The organism is Endozoicomonas sp. 2B-B (genome assembly GCF_053470045.1).
The window spans coordinates 5,133,251-5,153,422 of record NZ_JBLZMU010000001.1; the positions used below are offsets into that span (position 1 = coordinate 5,133,251).

15 protein-coding genes are annotated in these 20,172 nt (G+C 49.4%); 3 read left to right on the forward strand and 12 right to left on the reverse strand.

Going from position 1 to position 20,172, the window contains the following annotated elements; all coding sequences use genetic code 11:
• The first annotated feature begins 165 nt into the window (after window positions 1-165).
• From ACOMHB_RS19115 to ptsG, 3 genes are all read left to right on the forward strand, one after another.
• A complete protein-coding gene (locus ACOMHB_RS19115) occupies window positions 166-480 on the forward strand; it encodes a PTS lactose/cellobiose transporter subunit IIA (protein WP_448217809.1) in 315 nt (104 codons plus the stop codon).
• Window positions 480-1,484 carry a LacI family DNA-binding transcriptional regulator gene (locus ACOMHB_RS19120; RefSeq protein ID WP_448217810.1) on the forward strand — a complete coding sequence of 335 codons (1,005 nt, stop codon included), beginning with the start codon at window positions 480-482 and terminating at the stop codon, window positions 1,482-1,484. The genes ACOMHB_RS19115 and ACOMHB_RS19120 overlap by 1 nt, the downstream gene beginning before the upstream one ends.
• Before the next feature lie 194 nt (window positions 1,485-1,678).
• Window positions 1,679-3,115 (forward strand): PTS glucose transporter subunit IIBC, encoded by a 1,437-nt coding sequence (gene ptsG / locus ACOMHB_RS19125; protein ID WP_422138600.1) that lies wholly within the window; start codon window positions 1,679-1,681, stop codon window positions 3,113-3,115.
• Window positions 3,116-3,120: 5 nt separating this feature from the next.
• On the opposite strand, the gene ACOMHB_RS19130 is transcribed toward ptsG, so the two are convergent.
• From ACOMHB_RS19130 to ptsI, 12 genes are all read right to left on the reverse strand, one after another.
• Window positions 3,121-3,855, reverse strand: coding sequence for a copper homeostasis protein CutC (locus ACOMHB_RS19130; RefSeq protein ID WP_448217811.1), 735 nt, complete (start codon window positions 3,853-3,855; stop codon window positions 3,121-3,123).
• A gap of 288 nt (window positions 3,856-4,143) precedes the next feature.
• Window positions 4,144-4,845 carry a hypothetical protein gene (locus tag ACOMHB_RS19135; RefSeq protein ID WP_448217812.1) on the reverse strand — a complete coding sequence of 234 codons (702 nt, stop codon included), beginning with the start codon at window positions 4,843-4,845 and terminating at the stop codon, window positions 4,144-4,146.
• Window positions 4,846-5,171: 326 nt separating this feature from the next.
• A complete protein-coding gene (crr, locus tag ACOMHB_RS19140) occupies window positions 5,172-5,678 on the reverse strand; it encodes a PTS glucose transporter subunit IIA (protein ID WP_422134688.1) in 507 nt (168 codons plus the stop codon).
• A 292-nt stretch (window positions 5,679-5,970) separates the two neighbouring features.
• A complete protein-coding gene (gene pfkA / locus ACOMHB_RS19145; protein WP_422134689.1) occupies window positions 5,971-6,951 on the reverse strand; it encodes a 6-phosphofructokinase in 981 nt (326 codons plus the stop codon).
• A gap of 77 nt (window positions 6,952-7,028) precedes the next feature.
• Window positions 7,029-8,465 (reverse strand): pyruvate kinase, encoded by a 1,437-nt coding sequence (pyk, locus tag ACOMHB_RS19150; protein ID WP_448217813.1) that lies wholly within the window; start codon window positions 8,463-8,465, stop codon window positions 7,029-7,031.
• A gap of 393 nt (window positions 8,466-8,858) precedes the next feature.
• On the reverse strand, window positions 8,859-9,866 hold the full coding sequence (gene gap / locus ACOMHB_RS19155) for a type I glyceraldehyde-3-phosphate dehydrogenase (protein ID WP_448217814.1): 1,008 nt from the start codon (window positions 9,864-9,866) through the stop codon (window positions 8,859-8,861).
• Window positions 9,867-10,575: 709 nt separating this feature from the next.
• Window positions 10,576-10,833 carry an HPr family phosphocarrier protein gene (locus ACOMHB_RS19160; RefSeq protein ID WP_422134692.1) on the reverse strand — a complete coding sequence of 86 codons (258 nt, stop codon included), beginning with the start codon at window positions 10,831-10,833 and terminating at the stop codon, window positions 10,576-10,578.
• Between the two features lie 319 nt (window positions 10,834-11,152).
• A complete protein-coding gene (nagE, locus tag ACOMHB_RS19165; RefSeq protein ID WP_448217815.1) occupies window positions 11,153-12,535 on the reverse strand; it encodes an N-acetylglucosamine-specific PTS transporter subunit IIBC in 1,383 nt (460 codons plus the stop codon).
• A 315-nt stretch (window positions 12,536-12,850) separates the two neighbouring features.
• A complete protein-coding gene (locus ACOMHB_RS19170) occupies window positions 12,851-13,366 on the reverse strand; it encodes a YgjV family protein (protein ID WP_448217816.1) in 516 nt (171 codons plus the stop codon).
• Between the two features lie 25 nt (window positions 13,367-13,391).
• Entirely contained in the window at window positions 13,392-14,597 is a 1,206-nt protein-coding gene (gene hemA, locus ACOMHB_RS19175; RefSeq protein ID WP_448217817.1) for a 5-aminolevulinate synthase, read from the reverse strand.
• Between the two features lie 437 nt (window positions 14,598-15,034).
• Window positions 15,035-17,653, reverse strand: coding sequence for a bifunctional acetaldehyde-CoA/alcohol dehydrogenase (adhE, locus tag ACOMHB_RS19180; protein WP_448217818.1), 2,619 nt, complete (start codon window positions 17,651-17,653; stop codon window positions 15,035-15,037).
• Window positions 17,654-17,832: 179 nt separating this feature from the next.
• Window positions 17,833-19,554: a phosphoenolpyruvate-protein phosphotransferase PtsI gene (gene ptsI, locus ACOMHB_RS19185; protein WP_448217819.1), complete on the reverse strand. Its 1,722-nt coding sequence runs from the start codon at window positions 19,552-19,554 to the stop codon at window positions 17,833-17,835.
• Window positions 19,555-20,172: the final 618 nt, after the last annotated feature.

The window sequence follows — 20,172 nt, forward strand, 5'->3', positions numbered from 1 at the left end:
AACCATTATGAGGCCGGTCGATAAAACCGGTTACATCTAAAAACACACAGCGCAGACCGGTGTCCTGACTATCTTTACCTTAAAACATTTTCTGAGTGCTTCAGGCGATTAACCAGAAGTCCACAAAGCTCTCCGGATAACTGTATAACCGACAGGAGTAAGACCATGGATCTAGAGTCCGCCGTAATGGAGATCATCGTTAGCTCTGGCCAGGCCCGCAACTGTGCTTTCGAAGCTTTGTCCAAAGCAAAAGCCGGAAACTACGAAGGCGCCGAAGAGATCATGGCTCACGCCCGGGAAGCCGCAAAAGTGGCTCACAGAATCCACACTCAATTGCTCGAGGAAGACCAGGGCGAAGGAAAAACCCCGATGACTCTGGTAATGGTTCATGCCCAGGACCATTTAATGACATCCATGCTGGCCCGGGAAATGGTTCAGGAGTTGATAACACTTCACAAAAAAGTCGATCAGAAGCAATAATGGCAACCATTAAAGATGTCGCTGAGCGAGCCAAAGTATCCCGCGCTACGGTATCCAGGGTACTGAACAACACCGGACAGGTAAAGGAGACAACTCGTCTGAGAGTAGAGTCCGCCATCGACGAACTGAATTATCATCCAAATCCTGTTGCCCAGTCACTGGCGAGCAATACCACCAATACCATCGGCTTGATGGTCTCGTCCTTCCGGGGTGTTTTTTTTGGTGACCTTATGGCAGAGGTTCAGCAGGTCGCAGACTCTGCAGGTAAAGTGATGATCGTCACCCAGGGCAAGCACAGTGCTGAAAGCGAGCGTGCCGCTATCGACCACCTGATCAACATGCGGGTTGACGGATTACTGCTGCACGTCCGTTACCTGGGTGATGATGAGCTGATTAACATTGCAGAAACCGCTCCGCCCTTTGTACTTCTGGATCGTTACGTCGATGTCCTGGCCGACCGCTGCGTCACCTTTGATCACATCAAAGCCAGCGACAACACCGTAGAACTGCTTCTGAAAAATGGCCACACCTGTATTGCCTGTCTGGCCGGAAAACTCGCCAAGTCAAAAGCAAAAGAACGTTTCCAGGGTTATGCCAATGCCCTTACCCGGCATGATATTGCCCTGGATATGGACCTGATCACTGAAGGCAACTATACGAGACAAGCCGGATACGAAGGCACCAGGCAACTACTCACAACCGGCAAACCTTTTACTGCTGTATTTGCTTGCAGCGAAGAGATGGCGGCAGGTTGTATGGACGCCTTTCGTGAAAACAACATCCGTGTGCCCGAAGACGTTTCTCTCATCAGTTATGACAGTGTGGACCTTTGTACTTTCCTGACTCCACATGTCACTGCATTGCATTTTCCAATGACAGAGATGGCCAGATTTGCCGGAGAACTCTTGATGAACCGGCTACGGGAGGAGGGTTTTAGCAGGCCGGAAAGCACCCATTTTGAGGGCGAGCTGCGCCTGAGAGATTCAATAGGAAGGCTCTGTTAGTTTTACTTCAGTTTGTCAAAGGACTTTCATCCTGGACTGTCGCCGCCCTCAGCGGCGCACGTGCCCGGACTTGCAATACACCCAGGAAAGAAGATGTTTTTTTCTACGCTCATGGCTGTTTGGTCTATTCTTCCATAAATCCGCGAGTCTTCGGTTTGCTCTCAGATCAGAATCGTCTCCCCGGAGTTTCTCCAATGGTCAAATCTGCATTCGGCACACTTCAGCAGATAGGTCGGGCGCTGATGCTGCCTGTAGCCGTTCTGCCTGTTGCAGGGATACTGCTGGGCGTCGGCAGTGCGGGCTTCAACTTTATTCCAGATCTCGTCTCCAGCGTCATGGCCCAGGCCGGCGGCATGGTTTTCGGAAACCTGCCCATTATCTTTGCCATTGGTACTGCTATTGGCCTAACTGATAATGACGGTGTTTCCTCAGTAGCGGCAACTGTCGGCTACGTGGTCATGCTGGGAACCATGGGCGTTATGGCCTCAGAGCTGGGAGTTGAGCCCAGTTCTGTTATGGGAATAGATACCATTGATACCGGTGTTTTCGGTGGGATCGTTGTTGGTATGTTGGCCTCATGGATGTTCAGACGCTATTACAAAATCAAACTTCCGGATTACCTGGGCTTCTTTGCAGGAAAGCGCTTTGTTCCGATCGTCACTGCCATAGGAGCTGTCTTCCTTGGCATTCTCCTCAGCTTTATCTGGCCCCCTATACAACAGGCTATCGACGCCTTCTCTCAATGGTCAGTGACTGAGAACCCGGTTCTGGCTGGCTTTATCTACGGTGTGGTTGAACGTGCCCTGATTCCATTTGGCCTACATCATATCTGGAATGTGCCCTTCCAGATAGAGATGGGTGAGTTCATTGATCCATCAACAGGTAACGTCTTCAGAGGTGACATCGCGCGATTCTTTGCCGGTGATCCTACTGCCGGATTTCTGGCAGGCGGCTATCTTTTCAAAATGTTTGGCCTACCTGCTGCGGCCATTGCCATCTGGCATTGCGCCAAATCTGAGAATAAACAAAAAGTCGGTGGCCTTATGATGTCAGCGGCGCTTACCTCATTGCTCACTGGTATCACCGAGCCCATAGAGTTCTCATTCCTTTTTGTCGCTCCGATACTTTATGTGATTCATGCGCTGCTGGCCGGACTGGCTTACGCCATTACCAATTACCTCGACATCAAGATGGCCATGTCATTTTCCAACGGCATGATCGATTATCTCCTCTATTACAGCATAGCCACCAGACCCGCCTGGATTATCGGCCTGGGACTGATCTACGCAGTCCTCTATTATGTAATCTTCAGAGTTATGATCACGCTGCTGGACCTCAAGACACCCGGGCGAGAAATTGAATCAGAATTATCAGCGAAAGTGGTTCCATCCAGTGAACTGGCCAGGGACCTTATTCTGGCCTTTGGTGGCAAGGGAAATATCAAGAATCTGGATGCCTGCATCACTCGTTTGAGAGTCACGGTTAACAACCCTGACAAGGTTGATCAGGAGGCCATTAAACAGCTGGGAGCCACGGCTGTAGTGGTGATAGGTCAGAATATGCAGGCTATCTTTGGTACTCAGTCCGACAATATCCGAACCGAGATGGAAGAAGCCATTAAGGCCATGTAGACCGGCTAAAAGGATTCTACTGCTGCACACAGGGAACGGACTCTCTCCACCGATAACTCCCCTTCATCAAGAACACTGCTGTACGCGTGAATGCTGGCTGAATGATTCGCTACTGGCAGCTGTTGTAGTATCTTTCCGATATTTTCCGGATCAACCCCGCCACCGACGACCACCTCCAGCCTGTTTTCAGCTTTCAACATAAGTTGCTCGAGCATCCTCACACCTTCAAAGGCACCGTCAGCAGAACCCCAGGTTGTACCACTACTCAGAATACGATCCACACCATATTGAATCAGTACATCCAGGCTCTCAAACATATTGGGCGTAGCATCCAGTGCACGATGAAAAGTCACAATCAGATTTCGGGTCTTGGCGGTATCGACCAGTCGGCCCAACACATCACGATTAATGGTATTACCTGGAGGCGCAAGAGCGCCAATGACGACACCATCAGCACCTGCCTTTGCAGCATCACAGATCTGCTGTTCCATAAGCAGAACCTCTTCAGTGCCGAATGAAAAGTCGCCACCCCGGGGACGAATCATGCACAGTAAACCACAGCGATCCTGAAAGGCTTTCCGGGCGGCTTCCAAAGCTTCTATTGTGGGAGTAGTGCCTCCCACGGACATATCGTCACACAACTCTATACGTGCTGCGCCCCCCTCGTAAGCGGCTGCAACAGAGCGGTAAACATAGTCTGGATTCAGACTGTTGATGCAGATCTCAACAGGTATTGACAATGTATGACTCCTGGCTGGATATCAGTTATAGAAGTCTGGCCTACTATTTAAAGTGACTAAATTAAAGTGACTGAATTAAAGTGACTAAAAACATAGACAGGACAACTCTGACAATAATAACCAGATTGTCACAGACTGCTCAGGAAATCATAGTCTTTACAAAAAAAATCTCACAAAATTGAGAGTGGTGGTCTTCATGGGCTAACAGGAGAGTTTAAGAGAAAGCTGGCAACCCTTAACCAGAGCCACGGCTAACCATACGACGCAAACCTTTTATTTAGCCATCCATCAAGGCAACTCACCCGTCATTCTGAGCACATCATCAATCAGCATCTTGTCCAGCTTCTGTTTCTGCTTAAGCATTTCCATCTTACCCGGGCTGACCCAAACCTTGTAACTTTCAGGCTCACCCTCGGTAATCGCTGCAGGCATTGTAACGGTATATTCCTCATAGGATGGGTCCATAACAAAATAGGGCACAGGATGAAGAAAATCGCCAAAACATCCCCCTGACTGATACCTCATAAGGTCATCATAATAAGACGACATATAAGAGGAATAGGCTGATCTTGCTCCCATACACCCGTTGCCTGAGCTTTTTTTGACTATGTCATCGAGGCCCCATATCTCTGCTGTCTTGGCAGTTTCTTCCTGCGGAGGAAGAACGATTCCGGCAAGTTGGGTAGCCTGACTGACCTGCAGGGTTTCAAGACGCTTGAGCTCTGCAACCAATTCCTGATGGGACATCTTGTTCAAGCGAGCCTCACGAGCCTTGTCGTAAGACAGATAGCTGTCCCCATTCAAGAGCGGGTCTCCGTCCAGGTATTTGGACACTGTCTCGCTTCTGACAAAGTCCAACTCATCAATAACAACCTGCAAACTTTCTGCCTCCCCAGGCTCTTCCGTGGGTACAGACACTTTTTGGAATGAAAAAATCAACAGCAGGAAACCGGTAAACACCATCACTAAAAGTGACACAATTCCTTTCATATACACCTCCTTCAGCCTAATCGCATAGGGTTTTTATTATGGGGATAAGTCACGACAGGCGGTTACTACGCATTGCTTTTCAGGACGTAAACTGCATTTCTAAATTCATACCTGTCTATATAGTGAGACAACGAGTTACCCAAAGGGTTCAATCGCAAACAGGATAGAGGAAGGAAGATAAGTCTTCACTAACGGGGTGGTCAGGGATACTAACTGGCAGGGAAAGCTTTAAGGCTTTAAGGCCAGACATTTTAAAAGCCGACAGAGAACCGGCTTCAGGGTATGGCTGATTTTTTTGTTCAAAAAATAATAGTCTTTGTAAAGTTTTACTTCATTTTGACCACCAGCAACTTGTCGTTGCCCTGAACAACAGAGCCCGAAGATTTTTCCAGAGAGGCTACATCGTCCATGTTGGAGATCACAACGGGCGTAATAATACTTTTGGCATTCTCTTTCAGAAAGTCCAGATCCACTTCGATGATGGGATCTCCAGCCATGACTTGCTGGCCTTCGCTGGCAATACGCTTGAAACCCTCGCCCTTCAGCTCAACGGTGTCGATACCAAAGTGAACAAACAGCTCAACCCCGGTTGGCGTCTCCATGCTGAAGGCATGATTGGTTTCAAAGATTTTGCCAATCTCACCATCGCAAGGGGCTACCATGACTTTGCCGGTGGGATTAATGGCGATACCATCACCTACCACCTTGTCAGCAAAAACAGGATCAGGTACTTCTTCAATTGGTACAATGTCGCCGGTCAACGGTGCTCTGATCACCGTTCCCTGACTGGCACCCAGCCCCATACTTTTCTTGAGAGAGTCAAAAAGGCCCATCACTTTCACCTTCTACTTCAAACGCATTGATTTTAGGAGCCTTTGAGTAATCAGGCCAGTTAACCTGACTGAAACTCCCGATTCCTTTCCAGATTAACAGCTGAAACGGCAGATCACAGCTGTTATACCAATCGAACTTTCTAACTCCCTATTGCGCTGAAGATTTGAGCCTTAATCCTGCGTTGGCGATCGTCGCAGCTAAGACTATGACTCCTCACCCCGCCTTTTCTTAAGGCTCAAATCTCCATGCTCATCACGGGAGTTAAAAAGCACGATTAGTATTATATGCCATTTATACTGTAACTATGTCCGCTACTTTCAACAGTTGGCTGTCAATCTCATTGTGTTTGCTAATGGCTTCCTTCAAGGGTGTATGGACAATCTTCTGATCACGTACACCCACCATCACTCCACTGACACCGTCAAGCAGAGCTTCCACAGAAGCCACCCCAAGACGACTGGCCAGGACACGATCATAACAGCTGGGCTTGCCACCGCGCTGAATATGGCCCAGCACCGTCACTTTGACTTCATAGGCCGGGAAGTTTTCTTCCACAGCCCGGGACAGTTCAAAAACACCACCGGATTTATCACCTTCTGAAACCACTACGATACTGGATGTTTTCCCGGCTCTGCCGCTGCTTTCAATAGAGCCCATCAACTGATCTATGGGCTTCTGATCTTCCGGAATCAAAATATCTTCTGCACCCGCAGCAATACCGGCGTTCAATGCGATAAAGCCTGCATCACGACCCATAACTTCAATCAGAAACAGACGATTATGAGAGGTGGCGGTATCACGAATCTTGTCAATCGCCTCGACCACGGTATTCAGAGCGGTGTCATAACCGATGGTGAAATCGGTTCCGAAGATATCGTTATCAATAGTGCCGGGAACACCAATGCAGCGAAGACCATGCTCTTGTTCCAGCAGCATGGCACCCGTGAAGGAACCGTCACCGCCAATAACAACCAGTCCATCCAGTCCGGCGGCAGAGGCATTCTTATAAGCAGCAGCCCGTCCCTCCGGAGCACGGAATTCCTGACAACGGGCAGACTTCAGGAATGTCCCACCCTGGTTGATAATATTGGCCACTGAACGCGCATTCACTACCTTGAGATCGTTTTCAATCAGACCTTTGTAACCTTCATAAATGGCTACCGGCTCAACCCCGTAAAAGATGCAGCTACGTACTACGGAACGAATGGCAGCATTCATGCCAGGCGCATCGCCACCTGAAGTAAGCACACCAATTTTTTTTAGTTCTGCCATGATCTGCTCATCTCCTGAATCCCGTAAGGGAAAGCGTGAGGCATGCTGCCCAGTCAACATGCCTGAATTGACTGAAATTATTTCACAGTAACGATCTGCATGGTGTTGGTACCGCCCTCAATTTCACAGGACTCACCCTTGGTCAGAATAATACGGTCGCCGGATTCCAGCAGGCCACGACCTTTTAGTTCGGCAATAGCACGCTGATTCACTTCAGGACCGTACTGGCTGCCACTGTCAAAAGCGACCGACTCCACCCCACGGTAAAGTGCAACGCGGCGCTCGGTGGTTTTGTAGCGAGTCAGGGCAAAAATGGGCAGGCTGGTATTAACACGGGACATCCAAAGAGGAGTCGCACCGGTTTTGGTCAGGCAAACGATCGCTTTTACACCTTCCAGACGGTTAGCCGCATGCATGGCAGCCAGCGCAATGGCGGCATCGGTTTCACCGGCATAGGCCTTATCCAGGTTGCTTCCGGAGATCATTTCAGGATGTTTTTCAGCGCCCTGACAAATACGGGCCATGGCTTTGACGACTTCATGTGGACGCTTGCCTGTTGCTGTTTCACCGGAGAGCATGACTGCGTCGGTGCCATCGAGAACGGCATTGGCCACGTCAAACACTTCAGCACGGGTTGGCTGTGTGTTGTGAATCATGGATTCCATCATTTGTGTGGCGGTAATGACAGGACGGTTCAGTCGACGTGCAACGTTGATCATCTGTTTCTGAACACCAATCAGTTCAGCGTCACCAATTTCCACCCCCAGGTCACCACGAGCTACCATGACCGCGTCTGAGGCCCGGATCACTTCTTCCAGCAATTGAAAGCTTTGAACCACTTCAGCACGCTCAATCTTGGACAAAATGGCAGCAGTACCACCGGCTTCAGCCAGCAGCTTGCGAGCCTGTTCAACATCACTGGCACTGCGAACGAAAGACACAGCCAGGAAATCCACCTCCAGAGAGGCAGCCAGCTTGATGTCTTCCTTGTCTTTTTCGGTCAGGGCATCGGCAGAAAGACCCCCACCGGCCAGGTTGATACCTTTGTTATTAGACAGCTCACCACCATCCAGAGTAGTGGTTACAATGCGCGAATCTTCAATCGACTTAACCTGCAGGCTCAGACGACCGTCGTCCAGCAACAGCACATCGCCCACCTTGCAATCGTTTGGCAGATTCTTGTAAGCCAGACCGACCTGGGTTTCATCACCGGCATCAATAGGCAGCTCTGCATCCAGAACGAACTCAGCGCCGTCGGGCAGAAAGATCTTGCCATTCTGGAAACGACCAATTCGAATTTTGGGCCCCTGCAGGTCACCCAGAATCGCAACACTGCGACCCAGACGGGCAGCGATATTGCGAATGCGCTCTGCACGGACACGGTGATCATCAGCATCACCGTGGGAGAAGTTCAGTCGAACAACGTTGACACCGGCTTCAATCAGCTTGGTGAGCTGTTCTTCGGACTCTGTAGCTGGTCCGAGTGTGGCAACGATTTTTGTGCGTCTGAGCATGATATCCTCTCGCGAATTCGCCACGAACCGACCCAGCACGATGAAACTACTTAAAGGAAGAGTCGACCGGGGCATAAATGCCATACGGCAGTTTGACAACAATTTTTAAGTGAGGAACGTTCGAAGTGTAACGTTCCTGCATCTGCTTATCTTGATAAAGCAGCAAAAAGGAGAGTGTGTACCTGAAAGCCAGTATGCCAATCTGAGCCCATTATAGATGGCAGGCTAATCTACCATCGTCCAGAAGGCAGGTTGAGAGGTTAATTCCCGGCCAGCTTCATAAACACCTTCTTCTTTTTGCCACTCAGTCTCAGGAATCCAATGCCCTGTTATCAGAGCATCGGCATCAACCTGAAAAGCCTCACATCAGCGAGGCTTTTCAATGATCTGGATTCAGGCGCCCAGCAGCGCTTTAGCAGTATCCAGCATTCGGTTGGAAAAACCCCACTCGTTGTCGTACCAGGACATAACCTTCACCAGGTTACCCTGAACGCGAGTCTGTGTGGCATCAAAGCTGGAAGAGAATGGGCTGTGGTTAAAGTCCATGGAAACCAGAGGCTCATGGTTTACGTGCAAAACCTTGCCCATCGCTTTGGAAGACTTGGCAGCAGAAGCAATGATTTCGTTGACTTCTTCAGCAGAAGTTTCACGACTGGCCACAAAACTCAGGTCTACCAGAGATACGTTGATGGTAGGTACACGAACGGCCATACCGTCAAACTTGCCTTTCAGCTCCGGAACCACCAGGCCAACCGCTGCAGCGGCACCGGTAGCAGTCGGGATCATGTTCTGTGCAGCAGCACGGGCACGATACAGGTCACTGTGGTATACATCGCTGAGACGCTGATCATTGGTGTAGGCGTGAATAGTGGTCATCAAGCCTTTTTCAATCCCCAGAGCATCGTTCAGAGGCTTGGCAATGGGAGCCAGGCAGTTGGTGGTGCATGAAGCGTTAGAGATAACGGTCATGTCAGGAGTCAGAGTGTCGTGGTTAACACCATAAACGATGGTGGCGTCTACTTCCTTGCCCGGAGCAGAGATGATGACTTTCTTGGCACCAGCATTCAAGTGAGGTTTGCAGGCTTCCTTGGAACGAAATACACCGGTGCATTCAAATACAACGTCTACACCCAGAGCGGCCCAGGGCAGACTGGAAGGATCACGCTCAGAGAATGTCTTGACTTCGTCACCATTTACAAACAGTGCACCTTCACCCTCCTCAACCTGAGCGTCGAAACGACCATGTACAGTGTCGTACTTGGTCAGGTGAGCATTGATTTTCGCATCACCCAGGTCATTGATAGCAACAATCTGGAATTCTTCACGGCGACCTGCTTCGTAGAGTGCACGCAGAACGTTGCGACCGATACGACCATAGCCATTGATTGCGATTTTGATCATGACGTCTCCAATACCCTTAGTCACAGCGGGATAACCCGCCAGTTCATTAGTAAATAGGATTTCCGGTGTAAATTCAGCCTCGTGAAAATACCTAACCCCCTTGCCACACAAGGGCTAACAGGCTTTTTCAACAATCAACAGAGTTGATAACTCTGCCCAACATACAGTCACACCAAAGGACACTTTTATTCACGGAACACAACAAAAGTTATCCGTATTAAACCACCAGGACTTGACACAGGATTGGAACGACGTTACAAATACGCTCAACAAGACACACATAATCGCACACTTGAAAACATCGTTCCCCGGCAAATCTTTACTGGAGGATCGTAATGTACCTGTTAAAGAGTACACAAAGAGCCGGAATTCTCTGTACAGAAGGCAATCTGAAGAGAATCCGGAACATTTTAACAAGTAACAACACCTGACAATTTAACTCACCAGAGCGCATTACCCGCCAGCTATCCAACAGACATACTTGAGAACATGCCTCAGTATTGCCTCGTGAATGACATCGCCCCGATGTATTCGTTCAGATACACCCGGTACGTGATACTTTCTAGAGAATACCCGCAACCGCCTTAGTATTACAGGCATTTTTGCAGCAGCAAACTAATCCGTCAGAGGACGACTCAATCATTTCCTGATTCACGACTGCTTTATTCCGAGAGACAACCCGGCCGGAGAGGCCAGGTCAGCAAAGAGCTTACTTCAAAGTAATGATAAACTCTGCCAGATGCTCTACAGCCTTTTCAGCGCCGTCACCTTCGCCGATGATGGTCACTGTTGAGCCTTGAGTCAGCCCCAGGGTCTGCAGTTTAAACAAACTCTTGGCACTGGCCTGCTTGCCACCTGCTTCCAGTTTGATGTCACAGTCAAAACTCTTGGCTTCTTTGACAAACTGAGCAGCTGGACGAGTATGAAGGCCATTCTCAGCCGTGATCACTACATCTTTCTTAAACATATTCGGTCTCTCTCTAACTTGAGCACCTGTCAGGAAGCAAGAGGCTGGACAGGCCTGACTCTAAACGGATGCATCAGAATAAAGATACACTATCTGTCTGCTTTAATTCAGACGCTGAGCCTGAATTTCAGAACCTAAGCCGACAGGAAATATTGATTCACCCAGTCATTCGGCAAGTCGAACATACTCCAGGTATACTCCGCACCATAACCTAAGAATCAGACAGCCCTGACTAAAAAGGTATCCGGATTTTCCCCTAAACTGCTTTGCAGGGAAAGACCACTAAAAGCTTCTTTGAGTCAGGGCAAAATAGCTATTGTCAAGCCATCAGGGCGTTTATTTCACCCGCAATGATCTCAGCCTGAGGCCCAAGAATCACCTGCAGGTTATTTTCACCCAGCTTCACCACACCTTTGGCACCCATGGCTTTCAGGCCAGCTTCATCGATCAGGTCACGATTGGCCAGAGTCAGACGCAGACGGGTGATACAGGCTTCAACAGAGGTCAGGTTGCCCTCACCGCCCAACAGTTCGATGAAACGCAGAGCGCGCTCCGAACCACTGACTGCTTCAGAAGATCCTGCTGTTTCCGGCTCCTCGTCTTCGCGCCCCGGTGTCTTCAGGTTGAAAGCCCTGATAGCGAAATAGAAAACACAGAAGTAAATAACAGAGAAAGCCAGACCAATGAACACCAGGGTCACAGGCTTGGTAGCCAGCCCCCAGTTCAGAGCCATATCCAGGGCACCCGCAGAGAAACCAAAGCCATGCAGAACACCAAACATATTGGTGATTACCAGAGATAAACCTGTCAGCACGGCATGAACAGCGTAGAGACCTGGCGCCAGGAATACGAACATGAACTCCAGAGGCTCAGTGACACCGGTCAGGAAGGCAGTAGCACCGACAGACAGCAGAACACCACCCACACGGGCACGATTTTCTTTAGGCGCCGCCAGATACATAGCCAGCGCAGCAGCTGGCAGACCGAACATCATGACCGGATAGAAGCCCGCCATAAAAGTACCGGCAGTGGGGTCACCGGCAAAGAAACGAGGCAGATCGCCCGTAACTACCTCACCGGCAGCATTGGTGAATTCACCGAAGCCAAACCAGAAAACAGAGTTCACAACATGGTGCAGACCTACCGGAATCAGGCCACGGTTCAGCACTCCATAGGCAAACTGTCCAATGGGGCCAGACTCAGAGATACCATTAGCAAATGCATCAATGGCAGACTGGATGACTGGCCATACATAACCTGCTGCTACAGAGACCGCCAGAGCAATCAGACCGGTCATGATCGGAACCAGACGCTTGCCACCAAAGAACGCCAGATAGGGTGGCAGTGCCACCGCATGGAAACGGTTGTAACTATGACCGGCAATAATACCGGCAATAATGCCGCCAAAGAATGACATATCAATGTCGGCATTGATGGTCTTGGCCCCGGCAGTCAGGACAAAATAGCCAACTGCACCCGCCAGCACCGCTGCACCGGCATCGTCCTTTGACAGTCCGGCAGCAATACCCATCGCAAACAGCAAAGGCAGGTTACTGAAAATAGCGTTACCCGCTTCTGCGACAAAGGCAATATCCAGCAAGTCAGGCTGCCCAAGACGCAACAGGATTGCCGCAATAGGCAGAGTGGCGATGGGCAGCATCAATGCCTTACCCAATCTCTGCATATAGCCAAGAATGTTCAAAATAGTTACCCCTTAGATATTAACGTCACTGCACAAACCTCAATCAAAACCCCATGGAACTCAAACAGGCAGACAGTTGATGGGCAGCGCATGGTTTGGGACGAAATGTAACCGGTCACAATGCACCAGTTCAACTGTGTTGTGAAGGTTTCGTAAAGAGATTAACCGGTTATTGACCCAGAGCAAAAAAGCAAACAGAACATGTGGCATCAGTAGTCATATATGACACACCACAATAGAGAGCACCTCAATGAGGTGCTTAAGCGATGGGAGCCAGATGTCTGTTCATTAGCTGGAATGAAACAGACGTAAAGCTCAGTACTCGGACTTTGTCACTATTGGGCTCTTGTTGTAGAACCTCAGGTAGGCCACGATGTTACTGAGCAGGAACAGCACTTCCATGACGACGGCCATCGGGGACAGGACAAGAACGTTGTGGCTCAACCAAACTACCGCACCCACCATCATGATCAGTCTCATCTCACGATCGTCTTTACTGAATGCGCCTATCGTTTGCAGGCAGGAGCCGACGAACGCCACGAGACTGATGAAAGACTCGTAGGTAACAAAGAGTGTCACACCATTGACAATCAAAAACAGGTTTCTTACCCCGGGCCGAGACGTAAAGTAACTGGTCAGATAGCGTATTGACGCAATCGTCATAACCACGGCCGCTGTGAAAGCATTGAGCAAGTAAAAGTGCGTCGCAATCAACGCTCCCGCAATAAACAGGCACAACACCACGTGTTTGCGTGTTTTGAACTGGAAAGACAACAGGTCAAACACAATAGCGATGGATACCAGGATCTGTGAAAGCGTGTAATTATCCATGTTTACAACCCTTGTTCACTCTGGCTCACCCAAGCGCAACAGTTTGATCGATTTCTAGCTCAACGAACACGCTCTTGATTGCCTCAGCGAGGTGACGAATATGCGTCTCGGTGTGATTGGGCGTTGCATTGATCCGGAAGCGCTCGGTGCCTACCTCGACGGTTGGTGAGTTGATCGACTGAATGTAAATCCCATGCTTGCTCAGCAGCAGATCGGCCGCTTGTTTGCATTTCCGGGCGTCGCCGATCTTGACTGGCAAAATGTGCGTTTCTGAGCATCCCATGATGGGAATGCCCAACTCCGCAAAAATCGCGCGCAAGAGCGCTGTATTGAACTTGAGCTTCTGGCGCTCAGAGTCCGAGGCTTTCAAGTGGTTGATGCTGGTTAAACAGGCTCTGGCGATGCTTGGAGGCAATGAAGTGGTAAAGATAAAGCCGGACGAAAACGAGCGAATAAAGTCGATAATGGTTCGGTTGCCAGCAACGTAACCACCAATCACGCCGATGGCTTTCGCCATGGTACCTTGTATGATGTCGATATCCGATTCGTGGCCCAAGGCCTCCGCAATACCCGCCCCGCGTGCGCCGTACATACCTATGGCATGTACTTCATCCAAATAAGTCAAGCATCTGTATTTCTTCGCTAGTGTAACAATCCCAAAGATGTCGGCAATGTCACCATCCATAGAGTAAACGGATTCAAAGATGATCAGTTTCGGGCAATCGATGTCGACGGTTTTCAGAAGTGACTCGAGGTGGTCTGCGTCATTGTGTCTGAAGATGTGCTTTTGGTTTTTAGATGAGCGAATGCCATTAATGATGGAGGCATGATTCTTTTCATCAGAAAAGATTATTAGCTCTGGGAACATCCTCAGTAAACATTGCAAGGTGGCATCGTTTGAAGAGTAACCGGTCGGGTAAACCAGTGCAGCTTCTTTTTGATGCCAGTCTGCAATCGAGACTTCCAATTCAGTGAGGTATTGGTGCGTGCCACCAATATTACGAGAGCCGCCGGAGCCAACGCCATGCTGTTGGATGGCATCCACGGCGGAGGCCATGACCAGATCATTCTGAGACATACCCAGATAGTCGTTACTGCACCAGACCGTGACGGGCTTGCCGTTGGATAACGCACGAGGGTAATTGCCTCCAATGCGATTGATGTCCGTAAATATTCTGTATTCGCCGGATTGTTTTATGCGAGCCAATTGGCTTTCCATTATTTCATACATCAGCAATTTGCTCTTTTTTTGTTATGTCTCATGCTTATTTTATTGCGAGATGTAACAAACTGAAATAATTCAAAACATCAAATTATCCAATATAATCATTCACTTATTGCATTCGAGATAGGACATAGCCTCGCGACCATACTCCTGCCAGTGGGCTCACCCAAAAGAACCACCTCATCAGGTGCTCACAGAAGTATACTTGAATCACTCAGCACTTAATGACCTCCTCATCCAACCGCTAATACCAAGCCAATACGCCAGCACGTCATAAACATCGGAGCCTCTCTGGCTAATGCTTGCCGGATAACGTTAGGCTCTTCGCTTTCGCCCCTTTGATTTCTTGTATTTGCCAACAGTCCATTGAACCAGTGTGACTCCAGATAGTTCAGAGCCGCCTTCAATGCTGATGTGTGGAACGCCCCACAGCAAAAACAAGATCACTCACCGTAATAAGCTTTCCTCAGCAAAGTTTCCAGCTCAGAGATCAGTGGCATTCTTGGGTTTGCCGTAGTGCACTGATCTTCAAAAGCATGATCAGCCAGCATTTTGACTTTTTCCATAAACCCTTTCTCAGAAACCCCCAGCTCTTTCAGAGATAAAGGCATCCCCAGCCGCTTCATCAATTTACGAACAGCATTGGCCAGGGATTTGACTCCTTCTTCAGGGGTTTTACAGGGCAGGCCCAGCGCCCTGGCCACTTCGGTATATTTCTCATGGGCGATGTAATGATCGTATTTCGGGAAAGAAGCCACCTTGGAAGGATTCGGACACCCGTTGTACTCAATCACATGAGGCAACAACAGTGCATTGGCCAAACCATGGGGAATATGGAACTCATGCCCCAAATTATGAGCCATAGAGTGATTGATACCCAGGAAAGCGTTGGCAAAGGCCATACCGGCAATGCAGGAAGCATTATGCATCTTTTCCCTGGCTACCTTGTCAGCTTCTTCGCAGGATTTCGGCAGATACTCAAAAACCAACTGAATCGCCTTCATAGCCAGAGCATCCGTATAATCTGACGCCATCACAGAGACATAAGCTTCCAGTGCGTGAGTCAGGACATCCAGACCTGTGTCAGCGGTCACCTTTTTGGGCACCGTCAGCACCAGATTCGGGTCCAGAATGGCTACATCAGGCGTTAACTCATAGTCGGCCAGAGGATACTTGATGCCTTTCTCTTTATCGGTAATAACGGCAAAGGAAGTCACCTCAGAGCCGGTTCCGGACGTTGTGGGAATAGCCACCAGTCTGGCTTTCTTGCCCAGTTTCGGGAACTTGTAAACCCGCTTGCGGATATCAAAAAACTTCTGGGCCATACCCGCAAAATCAGCTTCTGGCTGCTCGTAGAACAACCACATGCCCTTGGCCGCATCAATAGGAGAGCCACCACCCAGAGCAATCACGACGTCCGGATTGAACAGCGCCATATCCTCAGCACCCTCGCGAATAGTCGCCAGACTCGGATCGGCCTCAACCTGATTAAATACCCTCACCTGCACTGGCACCGGACGTTTTCTCAGGTGGTACCGAACCTTTTCAACATATCCCAGACTCTGAATCACCTCGTCTGTCACGATGAACACACGAGAAATGTCGGGCATTTTTTCAAGGTATTGCAGGGAGTTGGCTTCGAAATAGATTTTTCTGGGCACTTTGAACCATTGCATATTAACCCTGCGCTTGGCCACGCGCTTGACGTTGATGAGGTTAACAGCAGAAACGTTGGACGTCGTACTGTTCCCACCATAGGTGCCACAACCCAGAGTCAGGGAGGGCATGTTGGTGTTATAAATATCACCAATAGCACCATGGGTGCTTGGTGAGTTAATGATAATACGACCGGCCTTCATCGCCAGCGAGAATTCATCAATCACATCATCGTTCTGGGAGTGCAGAACAGCGGAATGCCCGAGACCACCAAAGTTCAGCATCTGGTCGGCCAGCTCAATACCATGTTGGGTATCCCTGGCCTTGAGAAAGCCCAACACCGGCGAGAGCTTCTCGCGGGACAGGGGAAACTCGGGCCCAACCCCTTCAATCTCAGCCGCGATAACCCTTGTCTCTTGCGGTATTTTAATATCTGCCAGCGCAGCAATATCGGATGGCTTCATCCCCACAATCTTACTGTTGACATGGCCATCAATAATGACCACTTCAGCCAGGCGGTCGGTCTCTTTGGGAGAGGTGAAATAGACATTCAGCCTCTTCATCTCTTCCTTGAAAGAAGCATAAACTTCGTCGTGTACTATGGCAGCCTGCTCGGAGGCACAGATCATTCCGTTATCAAAACTCTTGGACAGAACCAGATCATTGGCGGCCTGCTTGATATTGGCAGTGCGATCAATAACACAGGGCACATTACCCGGACCCACCCCCAGAGCCGGCTTGCCAGAAGAATAGGCGGCCCGAACCATACCTGAACCACCGGTGGCGAGAATGACTGAGATCTCGGGATGGGTCATCAACTTCTGAGTGGCCTCCAGCGATGGATGCTCTACCCAGAGTATGCAATCTTCTGGCGCTCCTGCCTCTATGGCCGCATCGCGAACAATTCTTGCCGCTTCTGTTGAACATTGTTGTGCCGAAGGGTGAAAAGCAAAAACAATAGGATTACGCGTCTTGGCAGCAATAATAGACTTGAACATGGTGGTGGAGGTGGGGTTTGTCACTGGCGTGATACCACAGACAACGCCTACTGGTTCAGCCACCAACATGAAATCCTCCTCCTCATTATCTTCAATCACACCGACAGTTTTATCGTATTTGATAGAATGGTAGATGGACTCAGTCGCAAAGATGTTTTTGGTGACCTTATCTTCGAGGATTCCCCTTCCGGTTTCCTCAACGGCCATTCTCGCCAGCTCCATGTGAGCAGACTGCCCTGCCAGAGCCATAGCCCGTGTCACCCGGTCCACGTCTTCCTGGTTGAGCTTCAGGTATTTTTCTCTCGCTATCCCGGCTCGCTTAAGCAGACCATCCAGCTGCTCATCCACACTGGACGCACTGTCGTGTTTTTTCTCCCTGGCCTTGGCTGCTGATTTATTACTCACCATGAGAAGCACCTCACACTGTCGTTTATTAAGGCAAAATGACTCTCTAAGACATAGTTGGTTCGAAATATTCTTACTCTTGGGCACTGTGTCCGGGTTATCGGACTCTAATCCGGAACTGTTTGTCTACTGACTTTCTCTGGCAATTCTGAAAAAAGGGAGCCCATGCCCCCCCCTGTCGGTCATTGAATAAATGCATCAAGGGCTGCTTGCACATCCTTGATGGTAGGTTGATTCACCACATCATTGGCCAGCTTCTGCAATGCTTCGAAACGCTGCTCTCTGAGCACTTTTTTAACCCTGGGAATCGACGTAGCACTCATACTGAACTCGTCCAGCCCTAAACCCGCAAGTATCAGAGCGGCACGCTCATCGCCCGCCATTTCTCCACACATACCGGTCCACTTGCCTGCTTTATGAGAGCAATCAATCACCCGTTTGATGGCACGCAGTACAGCGGGTGACATAGGTTCATAGAGATCAGCAATCATTTCATTGCCACGATCCACAGCCAGAACGTACTGGGTCAGGTCATTGGTACCGATACTGAAGAAGTCCACTTCTTCAATCAGCAGGTCGGCAATCATAACCGCAGCAGGGGTTTCCACCATGATTCCTGCCTCAACATGGTCATCAAAGCCCACGCCTTCATTGCTGAGCTCAGACTTGACCGTTGCCATCATGGCATTCAGCCGACGGGCTTCTTCTACGGAAATGACCATGGGGAACATAATCTTCAGTTTGCCAAAAGCACTGGCTCTGAAAATGGCACGTAACTGGGTGTTAAGAATTTCAGGCTTGTCAAAGCACATTCGAATGGCTCGCCAGCCGAGAAACGGATTCAGTTCCTCAGGCAGATCAAGATAGGGCAGCTCCTTGTCACCACCGATATCCAGAGTGCGGATAATTACCGGCCGCCCCCCCATGGCTTCAGCAACGGCCTTATAAGCCTCGAACTGCTCTTCTTCCGAAGGCATTTGAGTGCGGTCCATAAACAGGAACTCGGTTCTGTAGAGACCCACACCTTCAGCACCATGACGATCAGCTCCTCCGATATCCTTGACCGTACCAATATTGGCACAGACTTCGAAGGCTTTACCGTCCAGGGTCTCGCAGGGGAGATCCTTAAGCTTGGTCAGCTCAATACGTTCTTCATCCAGCTGTTTCTGAAGCGTCCGGTAGTAATCCAGCGCAGAGGCATCAGGATTCACCAGCACTTTATTGTTGACGGCATCCAGTATCACCTGGTCACCACTCTGGATTCTGTCAGTCGCCACCCTGGCTCCAACAATGGCGGGCAACTCAAGAGAACGAGCCATAATAGCAGAGTGAGAAGTACGACCACCGACGTTGGTCACAAAACCCCAGACCTTTTTGAGATCAATCTGGGAAGTATCAGAAGGAGTCAGGTCATTGGCAATAATAATAGAACCCTCTTCCACCTCCTCCAGAGAGGTTACAGGAATACCCAGCAAATTCTTCAGCATCCTGCGCCCTACATCCCTGATATCCGCTACACGCTCACGCAGATAAGGGTCGTCCAGCTCTTCCAGCATACTGACATTAGCCATAATGGCGTCATTCAGTGCAGCATCTGCCGGTTTCAGCGAACGGATTGCTGAAATAACTTCTTCTTCCAGCTCTTCGTCTGTTGCCACCAGAATGTGACCTTCAAAGACTTCAGCTTCCTCTTCCCCCAGTTTGCCTGCAGTTTTATCACGAATGGCTTCAAGCTGCTCAACTGTGCGATCTCTGGCCTGCCTGAAGCGAGTGATATCCGCCTCGACCTCAGAGTTGTCCAGAACGCCATCGCTGATCTGTATTTCGACCTCTTTCAGCACAAAGGCGTTACCAATGGCCACGCCGGAAGACGCAATGATGCCTGAAAACATGATCTTACCCACTCAAAAAATTACCTGCCGGGAAAAACAGCCTGCCCGTCCTCTTCTCATGATGAAAAGTGACGCAAACTGTTCTTCTCGGCTCATAGCTGCTCAGCTACCGGAGTATCCGGCTTGTAAGCGACAGGATACAACCGGCAATCAATCACACAAACCCTGACATAGCTCGACAAATTATTTCAAAACGTGCACCTGAATACAGAGTTTCTTACAAACTTCATTGCTTATAGAGAGACCCATTCCAAGATAGTGCATCATCTAATTAATCGCCTGCCGTATGATGAACAGTCACAGTAAAACAAACACCATCAACAAGCGGTTCACAATGCTTTCAAACCATACAAAGCCCACTGCCATGTAATGTTTTTCATTAATAAACCGGATCAATCCACTAACATCCAGGGCTGCTTCAGGGAGGCGACGTTATTTAGTACTTCAATCCCAAAAAAAGACGTGACACTCCTTCAGGAAATACTAAAAAAGCCCCCACCTTCTCACAAAAAATTGCTCCACACCTTAATAGGATTGACCTCCAGCCAATATACGCATTACTACCTAACACCTTGTTAACAGACCGCTGCAAGCATTTTTTTACGACATACTTCAATAAAATACTCAGAA

Bases quoted from the DNA above. Each gene is read 5' to 3' on its own strand.
- ACOMHB_RS19115 (WP_448217809.1), top strand. From the start codon at position 166: ATGGATCTAGAGTCCGCCGTAATGGAGATCATCGTTAGCTCTGGCCAG.
- ACOMHB_RS19120 (WP_448217810.1), top strand. From the start codon at position 480: ATGGCAACCATTAAAGATGTCGCTGAGCGAGCCAAAGTATCCCGCGCT.
- ptsG (WP_422138600.1), top strand. From the start codon at position 1,679: ATGGTCAAATCTGCATTCGGCACACTTCAGCAGATAGGTCGGGCGCTG.
- ACOMHB_RS19135 (WP_448217812.1), bottom strand. From the start codon at position 4,845: ATGAAAGGAATTGTGTCACTTTTAGTGATGGTGTTTACCGGTTTCCTG.
- crr (WP_422134688.1), bottom strand. From the start codon at position 5,678: ATGGGCCTTTTTGACTCTCTCAAGAAAAGTATGGGGCTGGGTGCCAGT.
- pfkA (WP_422134689.1), bottom strand. From the start codon at position 6,951: ATGGCAGAACTAAAAAAAATTGGTGTGCTTACTTCAGGTGGCGATGCG.
- pyk (WP_448217813.1), bottom strand. From the start codon at position 8,465: ATGCTCAGACGCACAAAAATCGTTGCCACACTCGGACCAGCTACAGAG.
- gap (WP_448217814.1), bottom strand. From the start codon at position 9,866: ATGATCAAAATCGCAATCAATGGCTATGGTCGTATCGGTCGCAACGTT.
- ACOMHB_RS19160 (WP_422134692.1), bottom strand. From the start codon at position 10,833: ATGTTTAAGAAAGATGTAGTGATCACGGCTGAGAATGGCCTTCATACT.
- ACOMHB_RS19170 (WP_448217816.1), bottom strand. From the start codon at position 13,366: ATGGATAATTACACGCTTTCACAGATCCTGGTATCCATCGCTATTGTG.
- hemA (WP_448217817.1), bottom strand. From the start codon at position 14,597: ATGTATGAAATAATGGAAAGCCAATTGGCTCGCATAAAACAATCCGGC.
- adhE (WP_448217818.1), bottom strand. From the start codon at position 17,653: ATGGTGAGTAATAAATCAGCAGCCAAGGCCAGGGAGAAAAAACACGAC.